This is a genomic window from Escherichia sp. HH091_1A (assembly GCF_030295175.1).
Taxonomy (GTDB): domain Bacteria; phylum Pseudomonadota; class Gammaproteobacteria; order Enterobacterales; family Enterobacteriaceae; genus Escherichia; species Escherichia coli_F.
Genome location: NZ_AP025747.1, coordinates 1,256,092 through 1,280,106, shown reverse-complemented (window position 1 = coordinate 1,280,106; position 24,015 = coordinate 1,256,092). Strand labels below are relative to the sequence as shown.

At 51.3% G+C, this 24,015-nt stretch carries 23 protein-coding genes; 11 read left to right on the top strand and 12 right to left on the bottom strand.

From position 1 onward, the window contains the following. Window positions 1–41: 41 nt before the first annotated feature. Genes torD through torC form a run of 3 tightly spaced genes read right to left on the bottom strand, consistent with a single transcriptional unit; the run spans window position 42 to window position 4,356 of the window. Window positions 42–641 carry a molecular chaperone TorD gene (torD, locus tag QUF14_RS06200; RefSeq protein WP_000209913.1) on the bottom strand — a complete coding sequence of 200 codons (600 nt, stop codon included), beginning with the start codon at window positions 639–641 and terminating at the stop codon, window positions 42–44. Continuing rightward, window positions 638–3,184 (bottom strand): trimethylamine-N-oxide reductase TorA, encoded by a 2,547-nt coding sequence (gene torA / locus QUF14_RS06195; RefSeq protein WP_001063156.1) that lies wholly within the window; start codon window positions 3,182–3,184, stop codon window positions 638–640. Before torA ends, torD begins: the two co-directional genes overlap by 4 nt. Continuing rightward, window positions 3,184–4,356, bottom strand: coding sequence for a pentaheme c-type cytochrome TorC (gene torC, locus QUF14_RS06190; RefSeq protein WP_024212212.1), 1,173 nt, complete (start codon window positions 4,354–4,356; stop codon window positions 3,184–3,186). Before torC ends, torA begins: the two co-directional genes overlap by 1 nt. Before the next feature lie 129 nt (window positions 4,357–4,485). On the opposite strand from torC, the gene torR reads away from it, so the two are divergent. Continuing rightward, window positions 4,486–5,178 carry a two-component system response regulator TorR gene (torR, locus tag QUF14_RS06185; RefSeq protein WP_001120130.1) on the top strand — a complete coding sequence of 231 codons (693 nt, stop codon included), beginning with the start codon at window positions 4,486–4,488 and terminating at the stop codon, window positions 5,176–5,178. Here the strand turns inward: torR and torT are convergent. Then, complete coding sequence (gene torT, locus QUF14_RS06180) at window positions 5,151–6,179, bottom strand: TMAO reductase system periplasmic protein TorT (protein WP_001265020.1); 1,029 nt, start codon at window positions 6,177–6,179, stop codon at window positions 5,151–5,153. The genes torR and torT overlap by 28 nt on opposite strands. Before the next feature lie 82 nt (window positions 6,180–6,261). Between torT and torS the strand changes: the two genes are divergently transcribed. After that, the gene (gene torS / locus QUF14_RS06175; RefSeq protein WP_001054722.1) at window positions 6,262–9,006 is read left to right on the top strand and encodes a TMAO reductase system sensor histidine kinase/response regulator TorS; all 2,745 of its coding nucleotides are present in this window, start codon (window positions 6,262–6,264) and stop codon (window positions 9,004–9,006) included. 71 nt (window positions 9,007–9,077) lie between these two features. After that, on the top strand, window positions 9,078–10,151 hold the full coding sequence (locus tag QUF14_RS06170) for a 4Fe-4S binding protein (protein ID WP_000818625.1): 1,074 nt from the start codon (window positions 9,078–9,080) through the stop codon (window positions 10,149–10,151). 48 nt (window positions 10,152–10,199) lie between these two features. Here the strand turns inward: QUF14_RS06170 and QUF14_RS06165 are convergent, their stop codons facing one another. From QUF14_RS06165 to cspG, 4 genes are read right to left on the bottom strand one after another with little or no spacing between them, the layout of a single operon-like run. Beyond that, entirely contained in the window at window positions 10,200–10,373 is a 174-nt protein-coding gene (locus QUF14_RS06165; protein ID WP_001019197.1) for a GnsA/GnsB family addiction module toxin, read from the bottom strand. Continuing rightward, the gene (gene ymcE, locus QUF14_RS06160; protein WP_038813326.1) at window positions 10,363–10,593 is read right to left on the bottom strand and encodes a protein YmcE; all 231 of its coding nucleotides are present in this window, start codon (window positions 10,591–10,593) and stop codon (window positions 10,363–10,365) included. The genes QUF14_RS06165 and ymcE overlap by 11 nt, the downstream gene beginning before the upstream one ends. Then, entirely contained in the window at window positions 10,568–10,756 is a 189-nt protein-coding gene (ymcF, locus tag QUF14_RS06155; RefSeq protein WP_071524879.1) for a cold shock small protein YmcF, read from the bottom strand. Before ymcF ends, ymcE begins: the two co-directional genes overlap by 26 nt. Window positions 10,757–10,766: 10 nt before the next feature. Further along, window positions 10,767–10,979 (bottom strand): cold shock protein CspG, encoded by a 213-nt coding sequence (cspG, locus tag QUF14_RS06150; protein ID WP_000066490.1) that lies wholly within the window; start codon window positions 10,977–10,979, stop codon window positions 10,767–10,769. Window positions 10,980–11,264: 285 nt separating this feature from the next. On the opposite strand from cspG, the gene cspH reads away from it, so the two are divergent. The 8 genes from cspH (at window position 11,265) to etk (ending at window position 19,633) form a co-directional block, all read left to right on the top strand. Next, the gene (gene cspH / locus QUF14_RS06145; RefSeq protein WP_000087763.1) at window positions 11,265–11,477 is read left to right on the top strand and encodes a cold shock-like protein CspH; all 213 of its coding nucleotides are present in this window, start codon (window positions 11,265–11,267) and stop codon (window positions 11,475–11,477) included. 441 nt (window positions 11,478–11,918) lie between these two features. Beyond that, window positions 11,919–12,224 (top strand): threonine-rich inner membrane protein GfcA, encoded by a 306-nt coding sequence (locus QUF14_RS06140; RefSeq protein ID WP_001299283.1) that lies wholly within the window; start codon window positions 11,919–11,921, stop codon window positions 12,222–12,224. 106 nt (window positions 12,225–12,330) lie between these two features. After that, window positions 12,331–12,975 carry a lipoprotein GfcB gene (gene gfcB / locus QUF14_RS06135; RefSeq protein ID WP_024212183.1) on the top strand — a complete coding sequence of 215 codons (645 nt, stop codon included), beginning with the start codon at window positions 12,331–12,333 and terminating at the stop codon, window positions 12,973–12,975. Continuing rightward, window positions 12,972–13,718 carry a capsule biosynthesis GfcC family protein gene (locus QUF14_RS06130; RefSeq protein ID WP_001038058.1) on the top strand — a complete coding sequence of 249 codons (747 nt, stop codon included), beginning with the start codon at window positions 12,972–12,974 and terminating at the stop codon, window positions 13,716–13,718. Before gfcB ends, QUF14_RS06130 begins: the two co-directional genes overlap by 4 nt. Further along, complete coding sequence (locus QUF14_RS06125; RefSeq protein WP_000742299.1) at window positions 13,718–15,814, top strand: YjbH domain-containing protein; 2,097 nt, start codon at window positions 13,718–13,720, stop codon at window positions 15,812–15,814. The genes QUF14_RS06130 and QUF14_RS06125 overlap by 1 nt, the downstream gene beginning before the upstream one ends. A 45-nt stretch (window positions 15,815–15,859) precedes the next feature. Then, entirely contained in the window at window positions 15,860–16,999 is a 1,140-nt protein-coding gene (locus QUF14_RS06120) for a polysaccharide export protein (RefSeq protein ID WP_001360645.1), read from the top strand. Continuing rightward, window positions 16,987–17,433, top strand: a complete 447-nt coding sequence (gene etp, locus QUF14_RS06115; RefSeq protein WP_024212182.1) for a protein-tyrosine-phosphatase Etp — start codon at window positions 16,987–16,989, stop codon at window positions 17,431–17,433. Before QUF14_RS06120 ends, etp begins: the two co-directional genes overlap by 13 nt. Before the next feature lie 19 nt (window positions 17,434–17,452). After that, the gene (gene etk / locus QUF14_RS06110) at window positions 17,453–19,633 is read left to right on the top strand and encodes a tyrosine-protein kinase (protein ID WP_000208659.1); all 2,181 of its coding nucleotides are present in this window, start codon (window positions 17,453–17,455) and stop codon (window positions 19,631–19,633) included. A 120-nt stretch (window positions 19,634–19,753) separates the two neighbouring features. Here etk and appA read toward each other — a convergent pair whose 3' ends face one another. The 4 genes from appA to appC form a co-directional block, all read right to left on the bottom strand. Beyond that, entirely contained in the window at window positions 19,754–21,052 is a 1,299-nt protein-coding gene (gene appA / locus QUF14_RS06105) for a bifunctional acid phosphatase/4-phytase (RefSeq protein ID WP_100733704.1), read from the bottom strand. A gap of 79 nt (window positions 21,053–21,131) precedes the next feature. Then, entirely contained in the window at window positions 21,132–21,224 is a 93-nt protein-coding gene (gene cbdX / locus QUF14_RS06100) for a cytochrome bd-II oxidase subunit CbdX (RefSeq protein ID WP_000270305.1), read from the bottom strand. Between the two features lie 12 nt (window positions 21,225–21,236). Further along, on the bottom strand, window positions 21,237–22,373 hold the full coding sequence (appB, locus tag QUF14_RS06095; protein WP_000460803.1) for a cytochrome d ubiquinol oxidase subunit II: 1,137 nt from the start codon (window positions 22,371–22,373) through the stop codon (window positions 21,237–21,239). A gap of 11 nt (window positions 22,374–22,384) precedes the next feature. Beyond that, entirely contained in the window at window positions 22,385–23,929 is a 1,545-nt protein-coding gene (gene appC / locus QUF14_RS06090) for a cytochrome bd-II oxidase subunit 1 (protein WP_000263567.1), read from the bottom strand. Window positions 23,930–24,015 lie beyond the last annotated feature (86 nt).

The window sequence follows — 24,015 nt, the reverse complement described above, 5'->3', positions numbered from 1 at the left end:
AATGCGACGCTCAACGCGTCTTATCTGGCCTACAAACGGCATTATCTGTTTTGGTTGTCGCACTCCACTAACGCCAGCAATAACTGGCTTAGTGCCGCGTAAAAACCAAAGCTGTCATACTGATGGCAACGCGCCGCAAACTCTGGTAACCATTGTTGCAGCGCCGTCAGTACTTTTTGCCGCAAACTGTCGATTCTTCGCGCAGGAACGGTCCCCTCTCCCAGCGAAAAATACAGATGACTCAACAACTCGAGATAGATCGCCAGATGATCTGCCGGTTCGTTGAAATTGCCGCTGGTTTCCATCCCTGCCTCAACTAACAAGCGTTTAATCTCTTGCTCGTCCTGTTTGTAGGCCGATGCATACGGCAGCGCCGCTTGTTTGTCGGTCATCAGAAACAGGCCGCAAAAGTCAGCGGCCAGTTCCAGACGAGCGTCGTCACGCACTGTCAGAGCGGCAATTTTAGTTTCCAGCTCGTTCACCGCCTCAGTGAGCGGCGGTTCGCTTTTTAGCAACGAAAACCATTCAGCCATCTGCGCACTGGCGATCTGCGTCAGTTGTTCATCGTCCAGCTCACGGGAGAACAACTGCGCCAGCCAGGCGTAGACACAGGCAATCTGTTGTGCTGTCAGCGTGGTCATGATTTCACCTGCGACGCGGGAACATATTCGCACTGCGCCACCATCTCAATGGGGCCATTAAACGCCGTCACTTGTTCCACTGTTCCGTTGTACTTCTCAATTTCCACCAGCGTGGTATGTGCACTGGTCGCCTGCGCCAGCTGCGAAGTACCGATGTCAATGGTCAACACGTTGGGGTTACCGTATTTGCACAGCGCACCAGGCTCACCGCCTTTAGCTGGATCGTACCATGCCCCTTCGTGAATTCGTGCCACGCCGGGTGCATAGCGGTCAGAAACCACTGCTCCAGCCAACACCTGACCACGAGCGTTAAAGACGCGTACCACATCACCGTTACGAATACCGCGCGCACTGGCATCCTGCGGGCTAATAAATACTGGCTCTTTACCCGCGACCGTATATTGCTGACGCAAAGTTTCCGACTCACATAACTGCGAGTGAAGTCGGAAATCCGGATGCACAGATTGCAGATGCAACGGATACTTCTGCGAGCCGGGCCCACCGTGGGAGCGTTCGATTTTCTCAAACCACATCGGATGCCCCTGACAATCGTCGTAGTTCATGTCGGCAATGATTTTTGAGTAGATCTCAATCAGGCCACTCGGCGTGCCTAGCGGTTCGAGATCCGGATCTTCCCGGAATGCCTGGTGGCGAACAAACATCTGCGGATGGTCAAACTCGACGTACTCTTTCTTATTCCAGAAGTCATCAAACGCTGGTAGATGAACACCGCGTCCTTTGCCCTGTTGTACACCTTCCTGCCAGATGCGTTTCAGCCAGCCCATTTCGTCCAGCCCTTCGGTAAAGGCTTCTTCGCGATTAAAGCGGCGGCACAGCTCGCGGAAAATATCAAAGTCGTTGCGCGCCTCGAACTGCGGCGGCACCACCTGTTTCATGGCGATAATGCCACGGTTGGAGTGGTTGCCATACTGGTCGAGATCGTTACGCTCAAACTGCGTGGTCGCAGGCAGCACGATATCGGCAAAGCGGCAGGTTGAGGTCCACTGGTTATCTATGGCGATAACCGTTTCCAGCTTGCGCCAGCCTTCAATAATGCGGTTGATCTGCTGATGGCGATGGAACGGGTTCGTTCCGGCAAAAATACACATTTTCAGCGGCGGCAGTTTTACCGATTTACCGTTCCAGTTGATCACTTTCCCCGGTTCGAGGATCGCATCGACAAAACGGGCAATCGGAATAGTGTTGCTATAGCCTTGGTAGTCGCTGTTGTCGTGAACAGGAGGAATCGCCGTAGAGCCGGAGAAACCACTCAAAATAACGCCTTTACGCCCCGGCGTGCCTGCGCCGTTATAGTGCCAGCCAAAACCAAAGCCACCACCCGGCAGGCCAATTTGCCCCAGCATCGCCGCCAGAACCACAATCATCCACGCCCACTGTTCACCGTGCTGCATACGCTGTACGCACCAACCAGCAATAATCTGCGTTCTGTTCACCGCCATCTGCCGCGCCAGTCCACGAATGGTTTCGGCATCAATGCCAGTCAGTTTTTCAGCCCATGCGGCATCTTTCGGCTGACCGTCTTTCTCGCCCAGCAGATAGGGCAGGAACTGCTCAAAACCCACACAGTAGTTAGCGAGGAAGTTTTTGTCGTACAGGTTTTCGCTGTACAACGTATGCGCCAGCGCCAGTTGCAGCGGCACGTCAGTTTGCGGGTTAACCGCAATGTGCTTCACATGCTCGCGTCCCAGATACTCATGAGTGGATGTAACAACCGGATCGATGCTGATGACCTGAATTTCACCGGCGGCGACTTTCGCTTTCAACTGCGCGTAATATTCATAAACATCGTGATCCGGGCACCACCAGTTCGCTTGCTGGTTTTTCAGCAAATCGGAGCCCCACAGCACAATGGTTTTGCTGTTCTGCAATACCAGCGGCCAGGAGGTTTGCTGTTCATACACTTCCATTGAGCCAACTACACGCGGCAGGATCACCTGCGCAGCACCGGTGGAGTAATCCCCACCCGTACCCACGCTATTACCATGTAAGGCAATAGCTTTCGCCAGCATCCCCGAAGCGTTATGGAACATCCCCGTCGATTGCCAACCACTGGCGGTCAACAAGGCACTCGGCCCGTGAGTTTTCTGTACGCGTTCCAGTTCTTCATAGAACATGTCGAGGGCTTCATCCCAGCTCACGCGCACAAAACGGTTATCACCTCGCTGGGAGGTGTCGCTCAGATGGCGCTTACGTAGCCAGTCCACGCGTACCATCGGATAACGAATACGCGCCGCGTTGTGTACGTGGTCCGGCAATCCGGCGATCATTTTCGACGGATATTTATCCAGTTCGAACGGTTTTGCCGCCACAAAGCGACCATCCTTCACCGTCGCGCGGATAGCCCCCCAGTGCGACCCGGTCAGAATGCCCTCTTTCGAGGTGACAGCCTCAGTCGCCGCTTGCGCCGCAGTCGCACGGCGCGGCGTTAACAGTGACGGCCCCAGCATCCCGGCGACAGTTAAACCGCCGAGTTGTGCCAGAAAACGTCGACGTGATGCCTGAAAGAGATCGTTATTGTTCATTATTTTTCTTCCTTCTTATCGCCGTGAGCCTTACCTGCGGTATCAGACGCATTCATTTGCAGATATTTCAACAAGGTGCGTTCTTCACGTTTATCGAGGCTGGTAAAGCCAATCATGCCGTTGAGCGTGCCGATCCAACCGTTAGCGTCAAAGTGAGAGATTTCCGGTGCGCCGTGGCATTGATTACAGGTGCCGTTGTACAGCGAATCCGCATAAGCCCAGATCGGTTTGATATCGTTCACCATGTCGCCTTTCTTCATCCACGCGGTGGCCTGCAATTTGCTCCACTCGGTATTGGTATCGGTAACGGTGGTTTTCTCCAGTGTTTTCACCTGCTGCTGAACATCGCCACGAATCGAGGCAACAAAGATGCGTTTGCCAGGGAACTGGGTGAGTACACGCTGACGTCCTGCGCTTTCCGTCCAGCCAGTGATTTCAATTTGCAGCCAGTCGCCGTCACGTTTAAGGACTTTCACTTCCGAAGCAGGCAGCAGAGAACCAGAGGCTTCTTTATCGCCTTTCGCCGCATAAATTGGCTTAATATCAATGGAGTACAGCGTATCACCACTATCATTTGCACTGGCGCGCAGCTCATCGAACTGCTTACGGAAGCCGCTACTCATATCCGGCAACTGGTGGGCAATACCTTTATGACAGTCGATGCAGGATTGGTTATCTTTCGCTGCCACCTTCATCTGACGTGCCGCTTCAGGATGCTGCTTCGCATGATCCATCGCGTCGTAGTTATGGCAGGAGCGGCAGGTTGCCGAGTTGTTTTCTTTCATTCGCGCCCATTCACGCTCGGCAAGTTCCGCGCGTTTGGCTTCGAATTTCTCAGGTGTATCAATGGAGTGGGCAATAAAGGTCTGGTAGATGTCGTTGCTCGCTTCCAGTTTACGCTTCACCATGCCTGGAATATCCGGCGGGATATGGCAGTCATGGCATTCAGCTCGCACGCCTGAGGCGTTCTGGAAATGCACCGACTGTTTATATTCTTCATACACCGGTTGCATACTGTGGCAACTGACACAAAATTCGGTTGTGCTGGTGACTTTGATCCCCACGTGAGGTAACACAATCAGCGCAATGCCAATCACAATCCCAATAGCGACCAGCGCCAGTACCGACCAACGAGCACTGGGTCGGCGTAACGCGCTCCAGAGTTTCCGCATAATAGCCCCTGTAAAATTATGGTTTAGTGAAGCGATCTTAATAAGCAAATATGAACAGCGGCACTGGTCAGGATGAACGGCTTACGGCAGAATATGAACAGATATGAACAGAATGAGTAAAACTCTCTGATGCCACATCACATTGTTATTGTTGAAGATGAGCCGGTTACCCAGGCGCGATTACAAACCTACTTCACTCAGGAGGGGTATACGGTTTCCGTTACGGCGAGCGGTGCCGGGCTGCGTGAAATTATGCAAAACCAGCCAGTGGATTTAATTCTGCTGGATATCAATTTGCCCGATGAAAATGGCCTGATGTTAACCCGCGCCCTGCGGGAACGTTCGACGGTGGGTATCATTCTGGTTACCGGACGCAGCGATCGGATTGACCGTATTGTTGGGCTGGAAATGGGCGCAGACGATTACGTCACTAAACCGCTGGAACTGCGCGAACTGGTGGTACGGGTGAAAAATCTGCTCTGGCGAATCGACCTCGCGCGACAAGCTCAACCGCTCACTCAGGACAACTGCTATCGCTTTGCCGGTTATTGCCTGAATGTGTCGCGCCATACGCTGGAGATTGATGGCGAACCGATTAAACTAACCCGCGCAGAGTATGAAATGTTGGTGGCATTTGTGACCAATCCGGGCGAAATTCTCAGCCGTGAACGTCTGCTGCGTATGCTTTCTGCGCGCCGGGTGGAAAACCCCGACCTGCGCACCGTCGATGTGTTAATTCGTCGTTTACGTCATAAACTCAGCGCGGATTTACTGGTGACACAACATGGCGAAGGTTATTTCTTAGCGGCTGATGTGTGCTGATAAAAATAGACCGGACGAAATCCCCCTGGTGACAGCGATCGGCGGATATGTTCGTGGTCGGCATTTTTCGGCGTCAGAACTAAAATCGGTGGGCTGACATTATCAGACACCGATTGCCCCTGTAATTGCCTGATGGCCTGTTCGACGGCCAGTTCCCCCTGCCAGACCATTTGATCGCTGGCAGCCATAATCACTCTTCCCCGCTTCAACCCGCGATACACCTGATGTGAAAGATAAAACGACACCACGGTAAGCGGCGTTTTCAGGTTACGCCCTTCACCCATTGCCGCCTCTGCCGCAATCGCCGTTCCGGCCACAACGTCGATTTCTGGATGGCGCTCCAACATCTCCTGCAACAGGTTACGCTGGATTTCAATATCGTTGTCGCCGAGCGCAATATCGACAATACGCACCGGGCTTCCGGCAATGGCGGCGCGGAAACCCTCTACCATCTCCTTACTGCCCCCGGCGTTATCGGGGCCGGGCATCAACAGCACGTTCAGTGGTTTTCCGTGACTCCATTGCACCAGATATCGCCCTGGTTGATAGCCCATCTGAAACCACGGCACACCAACGCGGCTTTTCACCTGGGGAGCATCAATAGCATTTACCAGTTCGATCACCGGCAGACTTGCTACCTGCTTTTGCAGGTCGGGAAATGACGTCGTGCTACTACCGAGCAAAATGGCCTCTGCACCCCACTGTTTGCACTGGTCGATTTGTGCTTGCTGGGTAGCCAACTGGCTGTAGCCGCCTGCCTCCAGCACTTTTAAATCCACACCGTAGCGGCGAGCAGCCTCCTGCATACCATAGTTCAACGATAACCAGTATGAATCTTTCAGGCTGGGATAAAGCGCGCACAGTTTCCATGAACGTTTGGCTTTAAGCGGCGTAGAGGGTTGTACCGAGAAATGCTGCGCATCATGCCAGCGCAACAAGTTATCAGCCGAAAAACCAGGCCACATGAAAAGGGAAAGAAGTAACAATAGCAGTACGCGCATGATAGCCTCATCAATAATAAGGCTTTATGCTAGATGCATTCCGCTTTGCGACTCAACCTTTTTCACCTTAAGTACACTGACCGTGAATTTAACCCTGACCCGAAGACTCTGGATGGGCTTTGCCCTGATGGCGCTGTTAACCCTGACCAGTACCCTGGTGGGATGGTACAACCTGCGCTTTATCAGCCAGGTGGAAAAAGACAATACTCAGGCATTGATTCCTACCATGAATATGGCGCGCCAGTTGAGCGAAGCCAGCGCCTGGGAACTTTTCGCCGCCCAGAACCTGACCAGTGCCGATAACGAAAAGATGTGGCAGGCGCAGGGGCGAATGCTCACCGCACAAAGCCTGAAGATTAACGCGTTGCTGCAAGCGTTACGGGAACAAGGTTTTGATACCACCGCTATTGAACAACAGGAGCAGGAGATCTCCCGTTCGTTACGTCAACAAGGGGAACTGGTGGGGCAGCGTTTGCAACTGCGCCAGCAACAACAGCAACTCAGCCAGCAGATAGTCGCTGCTGCCGATGAGATCGCACGCCTGGCGCAAGGTCAGGCGAATAATGCGGCGACCTCTGCCGGAGCGACCCAGGCCGGGATTTACGATTTGATCGAACAACATCAGCGTCAGGCCGCAGAAAACGCACTTGATCGGCTGATTGATATCGATCTTGAGTACGTTAACCAGATGAATGAACTGCGCCTTAGCGCCCTGCGCGTGCAGCAAATGGTGATGAATCTGGGGCTGGAACAGATCCAGAAAAATGCGTCAACGCTGGAAAAGCAACTCAATAATGCGGTTAAAATTCTGCAACGTCGGCAAATACGCATTGAAGATCCCGGTGTTCGTGCACAGGTCGCGACAACGTTAACTACCGTTAGCCAATATAACGATTTGCTGGCGCTTTATCAGCAGGACAGTGAAATCAGTCATCGCTTGCAAAGTCTCGCGCAAAATAACATCGCCCAGTTCGCGCAGTTTAGTAGCGAAGTCAGTCAACTGGTCGACACCATTGAGCTGCGTAATCAGCATGGCCTGGCGCATCTGGAAAAAGCCAGTGCACGCGGGCAATACAGCCTGTTATTGCTGGGGATAGTTTCTCTTTGCGCACTGATTCTGATCCTCTGGCGCGTGGTTTATCGCTCTGTCACGCGTCCCCTTGCCGAACAAACGCAGGCGCTGCAACGACTGCTGGACGGTGATATCAACTCCCCTTTCCCGGAAACCGCTGGCGTGCGGGAGCTGGACACCATCGGGCGGCTGATGGATGCGTTTCGCAGCAGTGTTCATGCGCTTAATCGCCACCGCGAACAGCTGGCGGCGCAGGTAAAAGCGCGCACAGCCGAATTGCAGGAATTGGTGGTCGAACATCGACAGGCACGGGCGGAAGCAGAAAAAGCCAGCCAGGCAAAATCGGCGTTTCTGGCGGCAATGAGCCATGAGATCCGCACACCGCTGTACGGTATTCTCGGTACCGCGCAACTGCTGGCGGATAATCCGGCACTTAGCGCCCAGCGTGATGATTTGCGGGCAATTACCGACTCTGGCGAATCATTGCTGACCATCCTTAACGACATTCTCGATTATTCGGCTATCGAAGCGGGTGGCAAGAATGTTTCGGTCAGCGATGAGCCCTTTGAACCGCGCCCGCTGCTGGAAAGTACCCTGCAATTAATGAGCGGACGGGTGAAAGGTCGTCCGATTCGCCTGGTAACTGAAATTGCCGACGATGTACCGACTGCGTTAATGGGCGATCCGCGGCGTATTCGTCAGGTTATAACCAACCTGTTGAACAACGCCCTGCGTTTCACCGACGAAGGGCACATTATCCTGCGTAGTCGCACTGATGGCGAACAATGGCTGGTCGAAGTGGAAGACAGCGGCTGCGGTATTGATCCCTCGAAACTGGCTGAAATCTTCCAGCCATTTGTTCAGGTTAGCGGCAAACGCGGCGGCACCGGGCTGGGGCTGACTATCAGTAGCCGTCTGGCCCAGGCGATGGGCGGCGAACTCAGCGCCACCAGCACGCCGGAGGTTGGAAGCTGTTTTTGTTTACGCTTGCCGTTACGTATTGCCACGGCACCCGTGCCAAAAACAGTCAATCAGGCGGTGCATCTGGACGGTTTACGTTTGCTGTTAATTGAAGATAACCCGCTAACCCAGCGAATTACCGTTGAGATGCTGAACAACAGTGGTGCGCAGGTCGTTGCTGTTGGCAATGCCGCGCACGCGATAGAGACGTTGCAAAATAGCGAACCGTTTGCTGCCGCACTGGTGGATTTTGATCTGCCGGATATCGACGGTATTACCCTTGCCCGACAACTGGTACAGCAATATCCGTCACTGGTTTTGATTGGCTTTAGCGCCCATGTCATCGACGAAACGTTGCGCCAGCGTACCAGTTCGCTATTTCACGGGATTATCCCTAAACCGGTGCCGCGTGAAGTACTCGGTCAGTTACTGGCGCACTATCTTCAACTGCAAGTCAATAACGATCAACCGCTGGATGTATCGCAACTCAATGAAGATGCTCAGTTAATGGGAACAGAGAAGATCCACGAATGGCTGGCATTATTTAAACAACATGCCTTGCCGCTTCTCGATGAAATAGACATTGCCCGCACCAGTCAGGAAAGCGAGAAAATAAAGCGTGCCGCACATCAGCTAAAAAGCAGTTGCTCGAGTCTGGGAATGCGTAGCGCCAGCCAGCTATGCGCACAACTGGAGCAGCAGCCATTATCTGCCCCCCTTCCACACGAAGAAATTACACGCAGTGTTGCCGCTCTGGAAGCATGGTTGAATAAGAAAGACCTGAACGCGATTTGAATCAATATCAGCCAGTTAAGAACAACTAGAATAGTGGCATTTGGTATGCAACTTAACGGACTGGCAAAATCATGGCAGAGAAAAGAAGAACCCGCTGGCAGCGGCGGCCAGGCACGACGGGCGGCAAATTACCGTGGAATGACTGGCGCAATGCCACGACCTGGCGTAAAGCGACGCAATTATTACTGTTGGCAATTAATATTTATATTGCCATCACGTTCTGGTATTGGGTGCGCTATTACGAAACGGCAGGTAGTACGACATTTGTCGCCAGGCCAGGAGGCATCGAAGGCTGGCTACCGATTGCCGGTCTGATGAATCTGAAATATAGCCTTGCAACAGGCCAGTTACCGTCCGTCCACGCCGCCGCGATGCTGTTATTGGTCGCTTTTATCGTCATCAGTCTATTACTAAAAAAGGCCTTTTGTTCATGGTTATGCCCGGTTGGTACGCTTTCTGAATTAATCGGCGATCTCGGTAACAAACTGTTTGGTCGGCAATTTGTCCTTCCCCGCTGTCTGGATATTCCTCTGCGCGGCGTGAAGTATTTGCTGTTGAGTTTTTTTCTCTATATCGCGTTATTGATGCCCGCTCAGGCTATTCACTATTTTATGTTGTCGCCCTACAGCGTGGTGATGGACGTTAAAATGCTCGATTTCTTTCGTCATATGGGGACCGCGACATTAATCAGCGTGACCGTTTTGCTGATTGTCAGTCTGTTTATTCGCCATGCCTGGTGTCGTTATCTTTGCCCATATGGCGCGCTGATGGGCGTGGTTTCGCTATTGTCGCCGTTTAAGATTCGTCGCAATGCCGAAAGTTGTATCGACTGTGGCAAATGCGCAAAAAATTGCCCATCGCGGATCCCGGTCGATAAATTAATTCAGGTACGAACCGTGGAATGTACCGGTTGTATGACTTGCGTAGAGTCATGTCCGGTAGCCTCAACATTGACCTTTTCACTGCAAAAACCTGCGGCAAATAAAAAAGCCTTTGCGTTGTCTGGCTGGTTAATGACGCTACTGGTTCTGGGGATTATGTTTGCGGTGATTGGTTACGCAATGTATGCGGGAGTATGGCAAAGCCCGGTGCCGGAGGAATTGTACCGACGCTTAATTCCGCAAGCGCCAATGATTGGTCACTAAATTAGCAACAAGCGGAACATCACCTCGCACGGGGTGATGTTCACAAAATCACATTATTTTGATTTTGACATCATAGCTTTCAAGCCCGGTCATTTTTTCTCGTGCGGTGAAGCGAATTTCAGAGACTTCTTTCCCTGTATTCTTGTTCAGCTCGGCGATTTTTTGCGCGATAAAGTCAGCGATTTCCGTTTCGGCTTGTTTTTTTAACTCTTCAATATTCACTGTTAACCTCTTCTGGTCTTAAAAGACAGCAACACGCCAGTAAGGTGTTGGTTCCCGGTACCCTGGTCAGGTAAGAAATGTTATAAGCCATCTCCCCTAAAGATTCAATAATCAACAGGTTATCGCTTGCTATACATACAGCGTTAAAGAAAAATAAGGCAGATATAAAAAAGGCTCCACGAGGGAGCCTGATCTTATTTTGTGAAATCCAGCGGCGCATGGTCAGTGCGTATTTGCAGCGCGACGTTATCAAAGGTGATCATCGTCGATTTACAAAAAATACACTTTGCCCCTAAAGGATTTCGCTCCGTCACATCGAATGCCGATGTGCGGTACTGTGAACCATGACAACATGGACAGCGGAAATGGAGATGTTGAGTAATAACGGCAACCTTAGAGCGTAACAACGTTCGCTGCCGCGGGACCACGTTGCCCCTGCTCAATAGAAAATTCAACTTTCTGATTTTCGTTCAGCGTGCGGAATTCATTGCTCTGGATGGCGGTGAAATGGACGAAAACGTCTTTGCTGCCATCATCAGGAGTGATAAAGCCAAAACCTTTATCTGCGTTAAACCATTTTACTAAACCAGTCATTTTATTAGACATATTTTACTTCCCTCATTTTGGGCCTTTCGGCAAACAGGGCTTTAATACAGAAACTACTTAGTGTTCAGGAGAGAGACTCAAAAGAAGGGGATAATGCCTGATAATGAGAACTGCTTTAGTAAACTACTTTGTATGCTGTCTGTCTTTCAAACCGACGCAGCTATTAACGCATGATAATTGAGATTAAGCAATTTTTATTTTAGCCGTCCGGCGGTCTTAAATATCGCTGGCTTTATTTTATTAACCCCGTATAGTGCAGCGCAGTATTTTCAGTAAGGAATTTGTTTGTCCCGTAAAATGACAGGAATTGTCAAAACCTTTGATCGCAAAAGCGGCAAAGGATTCATTATCCCCTCCGACGGTCGTAAAGAAGTCCAGGTCCATATTTCCGCATTCACTCCCCGCGACGCAGAAGTGCTTATACCAGGATTACGCGTGGAATTTTGCCGCGTAAATGGCCTGCGAGGACCAACAGCGGCAAATGTTTATCTCTCTTAAGATGACGCTGCTTGTTTAAAGCTGACTGGTTTTATTAGAATAGCTCAGTAGTCAACACCATAAATTATAACACAAGTTACTTTCTCACCAGGCAACAAATCCATTTAAGCGAATATCTCTGCACCTAATAGTTATAAATGCCACTTAACAGCCAGTTATAGTACCACTTGAAACTATATTACCAACAATAATTAATAGCTTTCTTAACAATTTTCTTATCTTTAATTTGTATTTTGCTAAGATTTATCTTATGCTCACAAGTCGTATTTCCAGAGGGAAATCGTTAACAATCTTATATTTCTCTCTGCGCGCCTTTCCCACTCGCGGTATATAGTACCGACGGTATGCGGAAAGGGAGATTTCACAAGGATGTTATACTCAAAGTAGACAATCCTGATCTCAAGCGTACGTATTGTCCATGCGATGAATAAAGGAAAAGTTATGAAACACAAGCTTTCTGCAATCCTTATGGCCTTCATGTTGACGACGCCAGCTGCGTTTGCTGCACCAGAAGCAGCAAACGGGACCGAGGCAACGACGGGTACTACTGGCACCACAACGACCACTACTGGTGCCACTACGACTGCTGCTACCACCGGTGGCGTAGCTGCTGGCGCTGTCGGCACGGCGACGGTTGTCGGTGTGGCAACGGCTGTTGGTGTGGCGACTTTGGCAGTAGTTGCAGCAAATGACAGTGGCGATGGCGGTTCTCATAACACCTCAACCACCACGTCCACTACGCGCTAATACTGCTTTAACGCGTCAAAATTAAAGTTAAATGATACCCGGTTGCGATATTCGTACCGGGCTTTAGAGATTTGCATTTTTTTAATTAACCTTTCAAGGATTAAAGGTGCGCCCTCTTATTTTATCGATTTTCGCACTATTTCTTGCGGGATGTACACACAGCCAGCAAAGTATGGTCGATACATTTCGCGCCAGCCTTTTCGATAATCAGGATATCACCGTAGCGGATCAGCAGATCCAGGCGTTGCCTTATTCCACGATGTATTTACGCCTTAATGAAGGGCAACGAATCTTTGTGGTACTGGGATATATAGAACAAGAACAAAGCAAATGGTTATCCCAGGATAACGCCATGCTGGTTACCCATAATGGACGTCTTTTAAAGACCGTCAAACTTAATAATAATCTGCTAGAAGTGACAAATTCCGGGCAGGACCCTCTGCGTAACGCGCTGGCAATAAAAGACGGCAGCCGCTGGACGCGCGATATTCTCTGGAGTGAAGACAACCATTTTCGCTCTGCGACCCTGAGTTCCACTTTTTCCTTTGCTGGATTAGAGACGCTGAATATTGCGGGTCGCGATGTGCTGTGTAATGTCTGGCAGGAAGAGGTGACTTCCATGCTGCCAGAAAAACAGTGGCAAAACACATTCTGGGTCGATTCGGCTACTGGCCAGGTTCGTCAAAGTCGGCAAATGTTAGGCGCAGGGGTTATTCCCGTAGAAATGACGTTTCTTAAACCCGCACCATGAATAAATTACAGTCGTATTTCATTGCCAGCGTACTTTACGTAATGACACCCCATGCCTTTGCGCAAGGAACGGTGACTATTTATCTGCCTGGCGAACAACAGCCCCTTTCCGTTGGCCCCGTGGAGAATGTTGTCCAGTTGGTGACACAACCGCAACTGCGCGATCGCCTCTGGTGGCCTGGAGTCTTGCTGACCGACTCCGCGGCGAAAGCTAAAGCGCTTAAAGACTACCAACATGTCATGGCACAGCTTGCTTCCTGGGAAGCAGAAGCTGACGACGATGTGGCGGCAACGATTAAATCCGTGCGCCAGCAGTTACTCAATCTCAATATCACTGGTCGCTTACCGGTCAAACTGGACCCTGATTTTGTACGAGTGGATGAGAACAGCAATCCCCCGCTGGTCGGGGACTATACGCTCTATACCGTACAGCGCCCAGTGACTATTACTCTGCTGGGTGCGGTTACTGGGGCTGGGCAATTGCCCTGGCAGGCAGGCCGTAGCGTTACCGATTATCTGCAAGATACCCCCCGTCTTGCAGGCGCGGACAAGAATAACGTTATGGTGATTACGCCTGAGGGTGAGACTGTCGTCGCCCCTGTTGCCCTGTGGAATAAAAGACATGTGGAACCACCGCCTGGCAGCCAGCTTTGGTTGGGCTTTTCTGCGCATGTACTGCCCGAAAAATATGCTGATTTAAATGACCAGATTGTGTCTGTTTTAACGCAACGTGTTCCTGACTGATGAAGAAGAACTCTTATCTTTTAAGCTGCCTGGCCATTGCCGTCTCCAGTGCCTGTCATGCTGAAGTATTCACCTACCCGGATCCGCTGGGGTCGTCGCAATCAGACTTTGGCGGCACAGGATTGTTGCAGATGCCAAATGCGCGCATCGCACCGGAAGGTGAATTCAGCGTCAACTACCGGGATAACGATCAATACCGTTTCTACTCCACGTCCGTGGCGCTGTTCCCGTGGCTGGAAGGCACCATTCGTTATACGGATGTGCGCACGCGCAAATATAGCCAGTGGGAAGATTTCAGCGGCGATCAGTCATACAAAGACAAATCTTTCGATTTTAAACTTCGCCTGTGGGAAGAAGGTTACTGGCTACCGCAAGTGGCGTTTGGTAAACGTGATATTGCTGGTACGGGTCTGTTTGACGGTGAATATTTGGTGGCCAGCAAGCAAGCGGGGCCATTTGATTTCACCCTCGGGATGGCGTGGGGCTACGCCGGTAATGCGGGCAATATTACCAACCCGTTTTGCCGGGTGAGCGATAAATATTGTCATCGTGCAGAGTCTCACGATGCGGGAGATATCAGCTTTAGCGATATCTTTCGTGGTCCGGCGTCCATCTTTGGCGGCATTGAGTATCAAACGCCGTGGAATCCTCTGCGTCTGAAACTCGAATACGATGGCAACAATTACCAGAATGATTTTGCGGGCAAATTGCCGCAGGCAAGCCATTTCAATTTCGGTGCTGTGTATCGTGCTGCCAGCTGGGCAGATCTTAACCTTAGCTACGAGCGCGGTAACACATTGATGTTTGGCTTCACGTTACGGACCAATTTCAACGATCTGCGCCCTGCCCTGCGCGATACGCCAAAACCGGCATATCAACCTGCGCCGGAATCTGAAGGATTGCAGTACACCACAGTAGCAAACCAACTTACCGCGCTGAAGTACAACGCAGGTTTTGAAGCACCGGAAATTCAGCTGCGCGATAAGACGCTGTATATGTCTGGTCAACAATACAAATACCGTGATTCTCGCGAAGCGGTCGATCGTGCCAACCGGATTCTGGTGAATAACCTGCCGCAAGGCGTTGAGAAGATTAGCGTGACGCAAAAGCGCGAGCATATGGCGATGGTGACGACCGAAACCGACGTAGCCAGCCTGCGCAAACAGCTCGCCGGTACCGCGCCTGGTAAAGCAGAGCCACTGCAACAACAACGTGTTGAAGTAGAAGATCTTTCTGCCTTTGGTCGGGGCTACCGTATTCGTGAAGATCGCTTTAGCTATTCTTTCAACCCAACACTTTCGCAGTCGCTGGGCGGTCCGGAAGATTTTTATATGTTCCAGTTGGGGCTGATGTCCAGTGCCCGCTACTGGTTTACCGACCACCTGCTGCTTGATGGCGGTATTTTCACCAATATTTACAACAACTACGACAAGTTTAAGTCTTCGCTGTTACCCGCGGACTCTACCTTGCCCCGCGTGCGCACGCATATCCGTGATTACGTTCGCAATGACGTTTATCTCAACAACTTACAGGCGAACTATTTTGCCGACTTAGGCAACGGTTTCTATGGCCAGGTGTACGGCGGTTATCTGGAAACGATGTATGCCGGTGTTGGTTCCGAGCTGCTTTATCGCCCGCTCGATGCCAGCTGGGCGCTGGGGGTGGACGTTAACTACGTGAAGCAGCGTGACTGGGACAACATGATGCGCTTCACCGATTATTCCACGCCAACAGGTTTCGTGACGGCTTACTGGAACCCGCCGACGCTCAATGGCGTACTGATGAAACTCAGCGTTGGGCAATATCTGGCAAAAGATAAAGGGGCAACCATCGACGTCGCCAAACGCTTTGACAGCGGTGTGGCAGTAGGAGTATGGGCGGCAATCAGTAACGTATCTAAAGATGACTACGGCGAAGGCGGCTTTAGTAAAGGGTTTTATATCTCGATTCCGTTTGACTTGATGACCATTGGACCTAACCGCAACCGCGCGGTGGTTTCGTGGACACCATTGACGCGTGATGGTGGACAAATGCTGTCACGCAAATACCAGCTCTATCCAATGACGGCAGAGCGAGAAGTACCGGTTGGACAATAACCTGACGTAATTCATAACATTACAATGACTGATAAATATAAACCAATGAAAAAGAACATTTTTAAGTTTTCGGTACTGACATTGGCTGTTCTGTCTTTGACAGCATGTACCCTTGTTCCTGGTCAGAATTTATCGACCAGTAACAAGGATGTCATTGAACTACCTGACAATCAGTATGACCTGAACAAAATGGTCAATATCTATCCCGTCACGCCAGGATTGATTGATCAGCTGCGCGCCAAACCGATTATGTCGCAGGCTAACCCGGAGCTGGAGCAACAAATCGCGAACTATGAATATCGCATCGGCATTGGCGATGTGTTGATGGTGACGGTCTGGGATCACCCGGAACTAACCACACCCGCAGGGCAATATCGTAGCGCCAGTGATACTGGCAACTGGGTTAACGCTGATGGTGCAATTTTCTACCCTTATATTGGTCGCCTGAAAGTGGCCGGGAAAACGCTTACCCAAGTACGCAACGAGATTACAGCGCGTCTGGACTCAGTCATTGAAAGCCCGCAAGTCGATGTCAGCGTCGCGGCGTTCCGATCGCAAAAAGCGTACGTCACCGGCGAAGTCAGCAAATCGGGTCAGCAGCCGATTACCAATATTCCTCTGACCATCATGGATGCGATTAACGCCGCGGGCGGTCTGACCGCAGATGCAGACTGGCGCAACGTGGTGCTCACCCAGAATGGCGTAAAGACCAAAGTGAACCTCTATGCGCTGATGCAGCGTGGCGACTTGCGCCAGAACAAACTGCTGCACCCGGGCGATATTTTATTTATTCCGCGCAACGATGATCTGAAAGTCTTCGTGATGGGTGAAGTGGGTAAACAGAGCACGCTGAAAATGGACCGCAGCGGTATGACCCTGGCGGAAGCACTGGGTAACGCTGAGGGTATGAATCAGGATGTCGCTGATGCGACGGGGATTTTTGTTATTCGTGCAACGCAAAACAAGCAGAATGGCAAAATCGCCAATATTTATCAGCTGAATGCGAAGGACGCATCGGCAATGATACTCGGAACGGAATTCCAGCTTGAACCTTACGACATTGTTTATGTCACTACCGCGCCGCTGGCTCGTTGGAACCGTGTGATTTCTCTGCTGGTACCGACGATTTCCGGGGTGCATGACCTGACAGAGACTTCACGGTGGATTCAAACATGGCCCAACTAAAATTTAACTCAATCCTGGTGGTTTGTACCGGCAACATTTGCCGTTCGCCCATTGGCGAACGCTTGCTGCGTAAACGTCTGCCAGGCGTAAAAGTCAAATCGGCAGGTGTTCATGGTCTGGTAAAGCACCCTGCAGATGCGACAGCGGCAGATGTTGCCGCTAATCATGGCGTATCTCTTGAAGGACATGCCGGACGTAAGCTTACTGCTGAGATGGCACGAAATTACGATCTGATTCTGGCAATGGAGTCGGAACATATTGCTCAGGTTACGGCAATCGCTCCCGAGGTCCGCGGGAAGACAATGCTGTTTGGGCAATGGCTGGAACAGAAAGAGATCCCTGATCCCTATCGTAAAAGCCAGGACGCATTTGAACATGTTTACGGCATGTTGGAGCGCGCCAGTCAGGAATGGGCGAAGCGCCTTAGCCAGTAATTTGAGTTTATAAAATACGATGACAACTAAAAATATGAATACGCCACCAGGCAGCACTCAGGAGAATGAGATCGATCTGCTTCGTCTGGTCGGCGAGTTATGGGATCACCGTAAGTTTATTATCAGCGTGACTGCGTTATTCACGCTGATCGCTGTCGCTTACTCGCTGTTAAGCACGCCAATTTATCAGGCAGATACTCTGGTCCAGGTTGAGCAGAAACAGGGCAACGCCATTCTCAGCGGCCTGAGCGATATGATCCCTAACTCATCGCCCGAGTCAGCACCGGAGATCCAACTGCTGCAATCGCGCATGATTCTCGGTAAAACCATTGCTGAACTGAATCTGCGCGATATAGTTGAGCAAAAGTATTTTCCGATTGTGGGTCGCGGCTGGGCGAGATTAACCAAAGAGAAACCAGGTGAGCTGGCGATCAGTTGGATGCACATTCCACAACTGAATGGCCAGGATCAACAACTGACACTCACAGTTGGGGAAAACGGCCACTATACGCTGGAAGGTGAAGGGTTCACCGTCAATGGTATGGTCGGCCAGCGTCTGGAAAAAGACGGCGTTGCTCTGACTATCGCGGACATTAAGGCCAAACCAGGAACGCAGTTTGTCCTGAGCCAGCGTACCGAACTGGAAGCGATTAACGCGTTGCAGGAAACCTTTACCGTTAGCGAACGCAGTAAAGAAAGCGGGATGCTGGAACTTACCATGACCGGTGATGATCCCCAGTTGATTACTCGTATTCTGAACAGCATCGCTAACAACTATTTGCAACAGAATATCGCTCGCCAGGCGGCGCAGGATTCACAAAGCCTTGAATTCTTACAGCGCCAGTTGCCAGAAGTGCGCAGCGAGCTGGACCAGGCGGAAGAAAAACTCAACGTTTATCGCCAGCAGCGCGATTCGGTTGACCTTAACCTGGAAGCCAAAGCCGTTCTTGAGCAGATTGTTAACGTTGATAATCAACTCAATGAGCTGACCTTCCGCGAGGCCGAGATCTCCCAGCTGTATAAGAAAGATCACCCAACTTATCGTGCGCTGCTGGAAAAACGCCAGACGCTGGAGCAAGAACGCAAACGCCTGAATAAGCGGGTATCGGCAATGCCTTCCACTCAACAGGAAGTATTGCGTTTAAGCCGTGACGTAGAAGCGGGCCGTGCGGTATATCTGCAATTACTTAACCGCCAGCAGGAGTTGAGTATTTCGAAATCCAGTGCGATTGGTAACGTGCGGATTATCGACCCGGCAGTCACTCAGCCGCAGCCAGTGAAACCGAAAAAAGCGTTGAATGTGGTGCTTGGTTTTATTCTTGGCCTGTTTATTTCGGTGGGTGCCGTGCTGGCGCGTGCGATGTTGCGTCGTGGTGTAGAAGCACCGGAACAACTGGAAGAGCACGGCATCAGCGTTTATGCCACTATCCCGATGTCCGAGTGGCTGGATAAGCGTACCCGTCTGCGTAAGAAAAATTTATTTTCTAATCAGCAGCGCCATCGTACTAAAAATATCCCCTTCCTGGCGGTGGATAACCCGGCGGATTCTGCTGTGGAAGCCGTACGTGCGCTACGAACCAGTCTGCACTTCGCTATGATGGAGACAGAGAATAACATTCTGATGATCACCGGTGCGACGCCAGACAGTGGTAAAACGTTCGTCAGTTCAACTCTGGCGGCGGTGATCGCCCAGTCCGATCAAAAAGTGTTATTTATTGATGCCGACTTACGTCGTGGTTATTCGCATAACCTGTTTACCGTGAGTAATGAACATGGCTTGTCGGAATATCTGGCAGGGAAAGATGAGCTCAACAAAGTGATCCAGCATTTTGGCAAAGGAGGCTTTGATGTGATTACTCGCGGTCAGGTGCCACCTAACCCGTCTGAACTGCTGATGCGCGATCGGATGCGTCAATTACTGGAATGGGCGAACGACCATTACGATCTGGTGATTGTCGATACGCCGCCGATGCTGGCGGTGAGCGATGCTGCGGTCGTGGGGCGCTCTGTCGGCACCAGCCTGCTGGTTGCGCGTTTTGGCTTGAACACCGCCAAAGAGGTGAGCTTGTCAATGCAGCGTCTGGAACAGGCTGGCGTTAATATTAAAGGCGCAATCCTCAATGGTGTGATTAAACGCGCCAGCACCGCATACAGTTACGGCTATAACTATTACGGTTATAGTTACTCCGAGAAAGAGTAAAACTGAAGGTAAGGTGGCCGGATGCGGCGTGAACGCCTTTTCCGGCCTACGCATCAGACAGTTCTTCGTTTGTCATCAGCTTCAGAGCATTCAGGTAACTGAATGCTCTTTTTTTATGCATTACAAACTGCACGCCGGTATGCGTGCTTCATTCACGATTTGCGTAAAACCGGCCAACGAACACATGCCCTGCGCGTTTCGCTCTTCACATCCTGCCAGGGTCAGTTTCACCTCTCCGGGCGGCGTATTTAATGATAGCGGCGTTTTATCACGCATCTGCTGTAAAGTCTGGAAGACCAGCGAAACCTGAATCCAATGGCTGTTATCACTTAGCCTACGCCAGCGTTCAAACACCAGTTCACCCCCTGGCGGTGTGTTATCCGGCTGACCGGGAAGCGTCCAGTTGAGCTCCAGTGCGCCGCCGAGATTTGCCAGATTAGTATCGTGTCCGGCGATAAACAGCACTGAAGTGGGTAATGTCACACCATACACCTGTTTTTGCGGTGGATGGGGCATCAACGCTGTCATGATCAAATCCAACAACGGGGTGGCACGACTGCGGGCAACCTCTGGCGTGCGTTGTAGCAAATAAAACTGCGCGTTATGCAGGCTTAGCAAGGTGTTCCACTGGTGTGAATCGGTGATCCTTCCCCACCCCGACTCCGGCATTCCCTGTGCTTGTTGCAGGAGAAATATCTCCGTCAGCATTGACGCCAGGCTTACCGCACCGGTTAATGAGACATTGTCGGCGCTCACCTTGAGTTCCGATGGCAATACCTGCGTTAATGAACAGCTTTCGTCCTGTTTCTCACGGTTAAGGCACAAGTTTGATTGTGGGAAATTAAGCACCTGTTCCAGTTCGCGAAACGCCGTTTGCCGATGCCCGGTAAAGTCAGCAATTGACCCTCCTGCCCTGCTGAGGATCGCGTCAGTCACGTTCGCGTTATCCAGTTGGCAAATGCCAGTTTTTAGAGGATTAAATAACGGATCGGGACTGGACGTATCTGCCTGGGTATGTACGGTTATTGCACAGTCAGGTGCCAGCCCGGCGGCGAAGGCTTCGCCTGTTTTACGGGTACGCTCGTCGACATCAGCAATAATCGCGACCTGACCAGGCTGCGGGCACCCCTTTTTCGCCAGCAATCCGTCAGCCACCAGACGCTGGCGTTGGTAATGTCCGAGATAAGCGATTAGCTCACCACCGCGCGGTGTCAGCCACCCCAGTTTTACCGGCCATGTTGGCCATGCGTCTGGGGTGACATCCTGCATCAGTTGCGTGGCCTTGGTTGGGGCACGCACACCATGACGACTGACAATCACCACACTTTCCAGCTTCAGCTCCGGCTCACTCTGAGCGAATGCAGATTGCGGGGTGAACGGAATCAGAAGAGATAAGAATGGGATCAAGATCGCTTTCATCGATATGTTTCCGCTTTTCATATCCGACATTATTGATTGCCTGATGCGACGCTAATGCGCCTCATCAGGCTTACGTTCGTTAACTTTTCAGACGCGGGTCCAGCCATACCAACACAAGGGTGGAGAGCGAACACATCAACAAAATGCCAACGAACCAAAGTAAATACCACATTGTTCCTGCTCCTTAGTACAACTCGTTTTCGTTACGGCGGAGAGTTTCTGTCGTCATGCGCCCCCACATTTTGTAGTAGCTCCAGAGAGTGTAGAGCAACACAATGGGCAAAAATATCAGCACGATTACCAACATAATGCTCAGCGTCAGCTGACTGGAAGTGCTGTCCCACAACGTCAGGCTGGAGATTGGACTCACGCTTGACGGCATGACAAAAGGAAACAGCGTAATACCTGCCGTGAAAATCACGCCAAATTGCATCAATGATGCCATCAAAAATCCCCAACCCGGGCGACCACGATAAATCGCCATCACCGTCAGCAATGGGCAGAAGAACCCCAGCAGCGGGAAGATCCACAAAACGGGCGATTCGACAAAATTATTCATCCAGGCACCAGGTAGCACTGCCACCAGTTTCATTAACGGATTGGAAGGACCGTTAGCATCCTGGGCGAGCAGTACAAAGCCATCAATACCGACCCACAGCCAGTAACCCGCCAGCAAAAAGCACAGCATCACCAGCAGTGCGGCGCGTTTGGTCGCCAGCTGTGAACGCAGATGAATCACACCAACAGTTTTTAGTTGTAACCAGACGCCACCTTGCAAAATCACCATCCCAAGGCTGAGCAATCCGCACAATAAAGGGAATGGCGTCAGCAGTTGCCAAAAACTGCCGAGATATTCCACGCGTAATTGCGGTGTGAAGGCAAACGGCACGCCGAGCAGCAGGTTGCCGAAGGCAATACCGAAGACTACCGGCGGCACCAGACTGCCGATGACCAGTCCGGCATCCCACATTTTACGCCAACGTGCATCGGCGATTTTTCCGCGATAATCAAAGGCCAGCGGGCGGAAGAACAGCGAGCACAGCACCAGAATCATCGCCACATAAAAGCCGGAAAACGCCGCTGCATACACTCTGGGCCAGGCGGCAAATAATGCCCCACCTGCGAGGATTAACCAGACCTGATTGCCTTCCCAGTGCGCGCCAACGCTGTTTATCACTATCCGGCGTTCATCATCATTACGCGCCACCAGCGGCAGCAGACAGCCGATCCCCATGTCAAATCCATCGGAGATCATAAAGACCACCAGGATCACGCCAATCAGCAGCCACCAGATGAAGCGCAATGTTTCATAATCAAACATGATTTTCTCCTTTACCCCTGTTGCTGCGTCGGTTGTTCACTCTGCATCGCGCTCGGCCCCAGACGGGCATATTTCTGCATCAGGTAGACTTCGGCGATTAAGAACAGGGTGTAAAGCCCTACGATCATGATCAGTGAGAAAGCCAGTTGTCCTGTGGTTAAAGCGGAGTGCGCGGAGTATGTCGGTAAGATGTCCTGTATCGCCCACGGCTGACGACCAAACTCGGTCATAAACCACCCGGCTTCAATCGCAATCCACGGCAGCGGCAAACTCCAGAGCGCCATTTTCAGTACCCAGCGATGCTGATCGATTTTGCCACGCAGCGTCTGGACAAGCGCAATCAGCATCACCAGTAGCAGCAGAGAACCACAGCCCACCATGATGCGGAAACTCCAGAATACCGGCGCAACCTGAGGTATCGCGCCACGCATCGCCGCCTGGTACTGTGCAGCTGTGACATGGTTCATATCCGGCGCATAGCGGGAGAGCAACATGCCGTAACCAAGGTCGCCTTCCAGCTCCCGGAATGCCTGCAACACATGCGACTCACGATTGCCTTGCGATATTTCCTGCATTAACAGCCAGGCCATACGTCCGCGTTGCAAGCGTGGGTAGGTTTCAGCCATCAAATTCTTCAGACCCGGCACGGGTTTATCTAATGAGTGAGTGGCGAGGATCCCTAGCAGCGCAGGAATTTTGATGGCAAAGGCGTTACGCTCTTGATCCTGTTCCGGCCAGGCAACTACATGGAACGGTGCAGGTGCAGGTTCCGTTTGCCACTCCCCTTCCATTGCCGCCAGTTTTACCGGTTGTACTTGCGCGACTTCATACGCAGAACTGTCTCCGAGTTGCAGCGTACCGATAATCGCCAGAGTACCGAAGACGGAACCGATGGCAAACGAGCGTAATGCAACATCGCGCTCCCGTCCGCGCAGTAAATACCAGGCGCTGATCGCCATAATAAACATGGCCCCGGTCACGTAGCCCGCCATTACGGTGTGCACAAATTTCACCTGGCTGACCGGGTTAAAGACCAGCTCGCTGAAGCTGGTCATTTCCATACGAAGGGTGTCGATATCAAAATGCGCACCGGTCGGGTATTGCATCCAACCGTTGGCATTCAATATCCACAACGCAGAGAGATTTGAACCGAACGCCACCAGCCACGTCACCAGCAGGTGCTGGTATTTATTCAGCCGTTGCCAGCCGAAGAAGAACAGCCCGACAAAGGTGGATTCGAGGAAGAAGGCCATTAATGCTTCCATCGCCAGCGGTGCGCCAAAAATATCGCCCACATAGTTGGAATAGAATGACCAGTTAGTACCAAACTGAAACTCCATCGTCAGGCCGGTAGCCACGCCAAGAGCAAAGTTGATACCGAAGAGCTTACCCCAGAAGCGCGTCATATCGCGGTAGATTGTTTTGCCGGTGACCACGTAAATGGTTTCCATGATAGCCAGCAAAAAAATCAGCCCCAGGGTAAGGGGTACAAATAAAAAGTGATACAGCGCGGTCAGAGCAAACTGCCAGCGCGATAAATCAATGACATCCCACATGCGCACTCCTGTAGGCGAAGAGAGAAAAATAACCCGTTAATGGTAGATCTCCCTCTTTATCCTGAAACTCTACGACCAGAGGTATT

What these genes read in the sequence shown, in the direction of transcription:
- torD (WP_000209913.1), bottom strand. Translation starts at nt 641, where the DNA reads ATGACCACGCTGACAGCACAACAGATTGCCTGTGTCTACGCCTGGCTG.
- torA (WP_001063156.1), bottom strand. Translation starts at nt 3,184, where the DNA reads ATGAACAATAACGATCTCTTTCAGGCATCACGTCGACGTTTTCTGGCA.
- torC (WP_024212212.1), bottom strand. Translation starts at nt 4,356, where the DNA reads ATGCGGAAACTCTGGAGCGCGTTACGCCGACCCAGTGCTCGTTGGTCG.
- torR (WP_001120130.1), top strand. Translation starts at nt 4,486, where the DNA reads ATGCCACATCACATTGTTATTGTTGAAGATGAGCCGGTTACCCAGGCG.
- torT (WP_001265020.1), bottom strand. Translation starts at nt 6,179, where the DNA reads ATGCGCGTACTGCTATTGTTACTTCTTTCCCTTTTCATGTGGCCTGGT.
- QUF14_RS06170 (WP_000818625.1), top strand. Translation starts at nt 9,078, where the DNA reads ATGGCAGAGAAAAGAAGAACCCGCTGGCAGCGGCGGCCAGGCACGACG.
- ymcE (WP_038813326.1), bottom strand. Translation starts at nt 10,593, where the DNA reads ATGCGCCGCTGGATTTCACAAAATAAGATCAGGCTCCCTCGTGGAGCC.
- cspG (WP_000066490.1), bottom strand. Translation starts at nt 10,979, where the DNA reads ATGTCTAATAAAATGACTGGTTTAGTAAAATGGTTTAACGCAGATAAA.
- QUF14_RS06140 (WP_001299283.1), top strand. Translation starts at nt 11,919, where the DNA reads ATGAAACACAAGCTTTCTGCAATCCTTATGGCCTTCATGTTGACGACG.
- QUF14_RS06130 (WP_001038058.1), top strand. Translation starts at nt 12,972, where the DNA reads ATGAATAAATTACAGTCGTATTTCATTGCCAGCGTACTTTACGTAATG.
- QUF14_RS06125 (WP_000742299.1), top strand. Translation starts at nt 13,718, where the DNA reads ATGAAGAAGAACTCTTATCTTTTAAGCTGCCTGGCCATTGCCGTCTCC.
- QUF14_RS06120 (WP_001360645.1), top strand. Translation starts at nt 15,860, where the DNA reads ATGAAAAAGAACATTTTTAAGTTTTCGGTACTGACATTGGCTGTTCTG.
- etp (WP_024212182.1), top strand. Translation starts at nt 16,987, where the DNA reads ATGGCCCAACTAAAATTTAACTCAATCCTGGTGGTTTGTACCGGCAAC.
- etk (WP_000208659.1), top strand. Translation starts at nt 17,453, where the DNA reads ATGACAACTAAAAATATGAATACGCCACCAGGCAGCACTCAGGAGAAT.
- appA (WP_100733704.1), bottom strand. Translation starts at nt 21,052, where the DNA reads ATGAAAGCGATCTTGATCCCATTCTTATCTCTTCTGATTCCGTTCACC.
- cbdX (WP_000270305.1), bottom strand. Translation starts at nt 21,224, where the DNA reads ATGTGGTATTTACTTTGGTTCGTTGGCATTTTGTTGATGTGTTCGCTC.
- appB (WP_000460803.1), bottom strand. Translation starts at nt 22,373, where the DNA reads ATGTTTGATTATGAAACATTGCGCTTCATCTGGTGGCTGCTGATTGGC.
- appC (WP_000263567.1), bottom strand. Translation starts at nt 23,929, where the DNA reads ATGTGGGATGTCATTGATTTATCGCGCTGGCAGTTTGCTCTGACCGCG.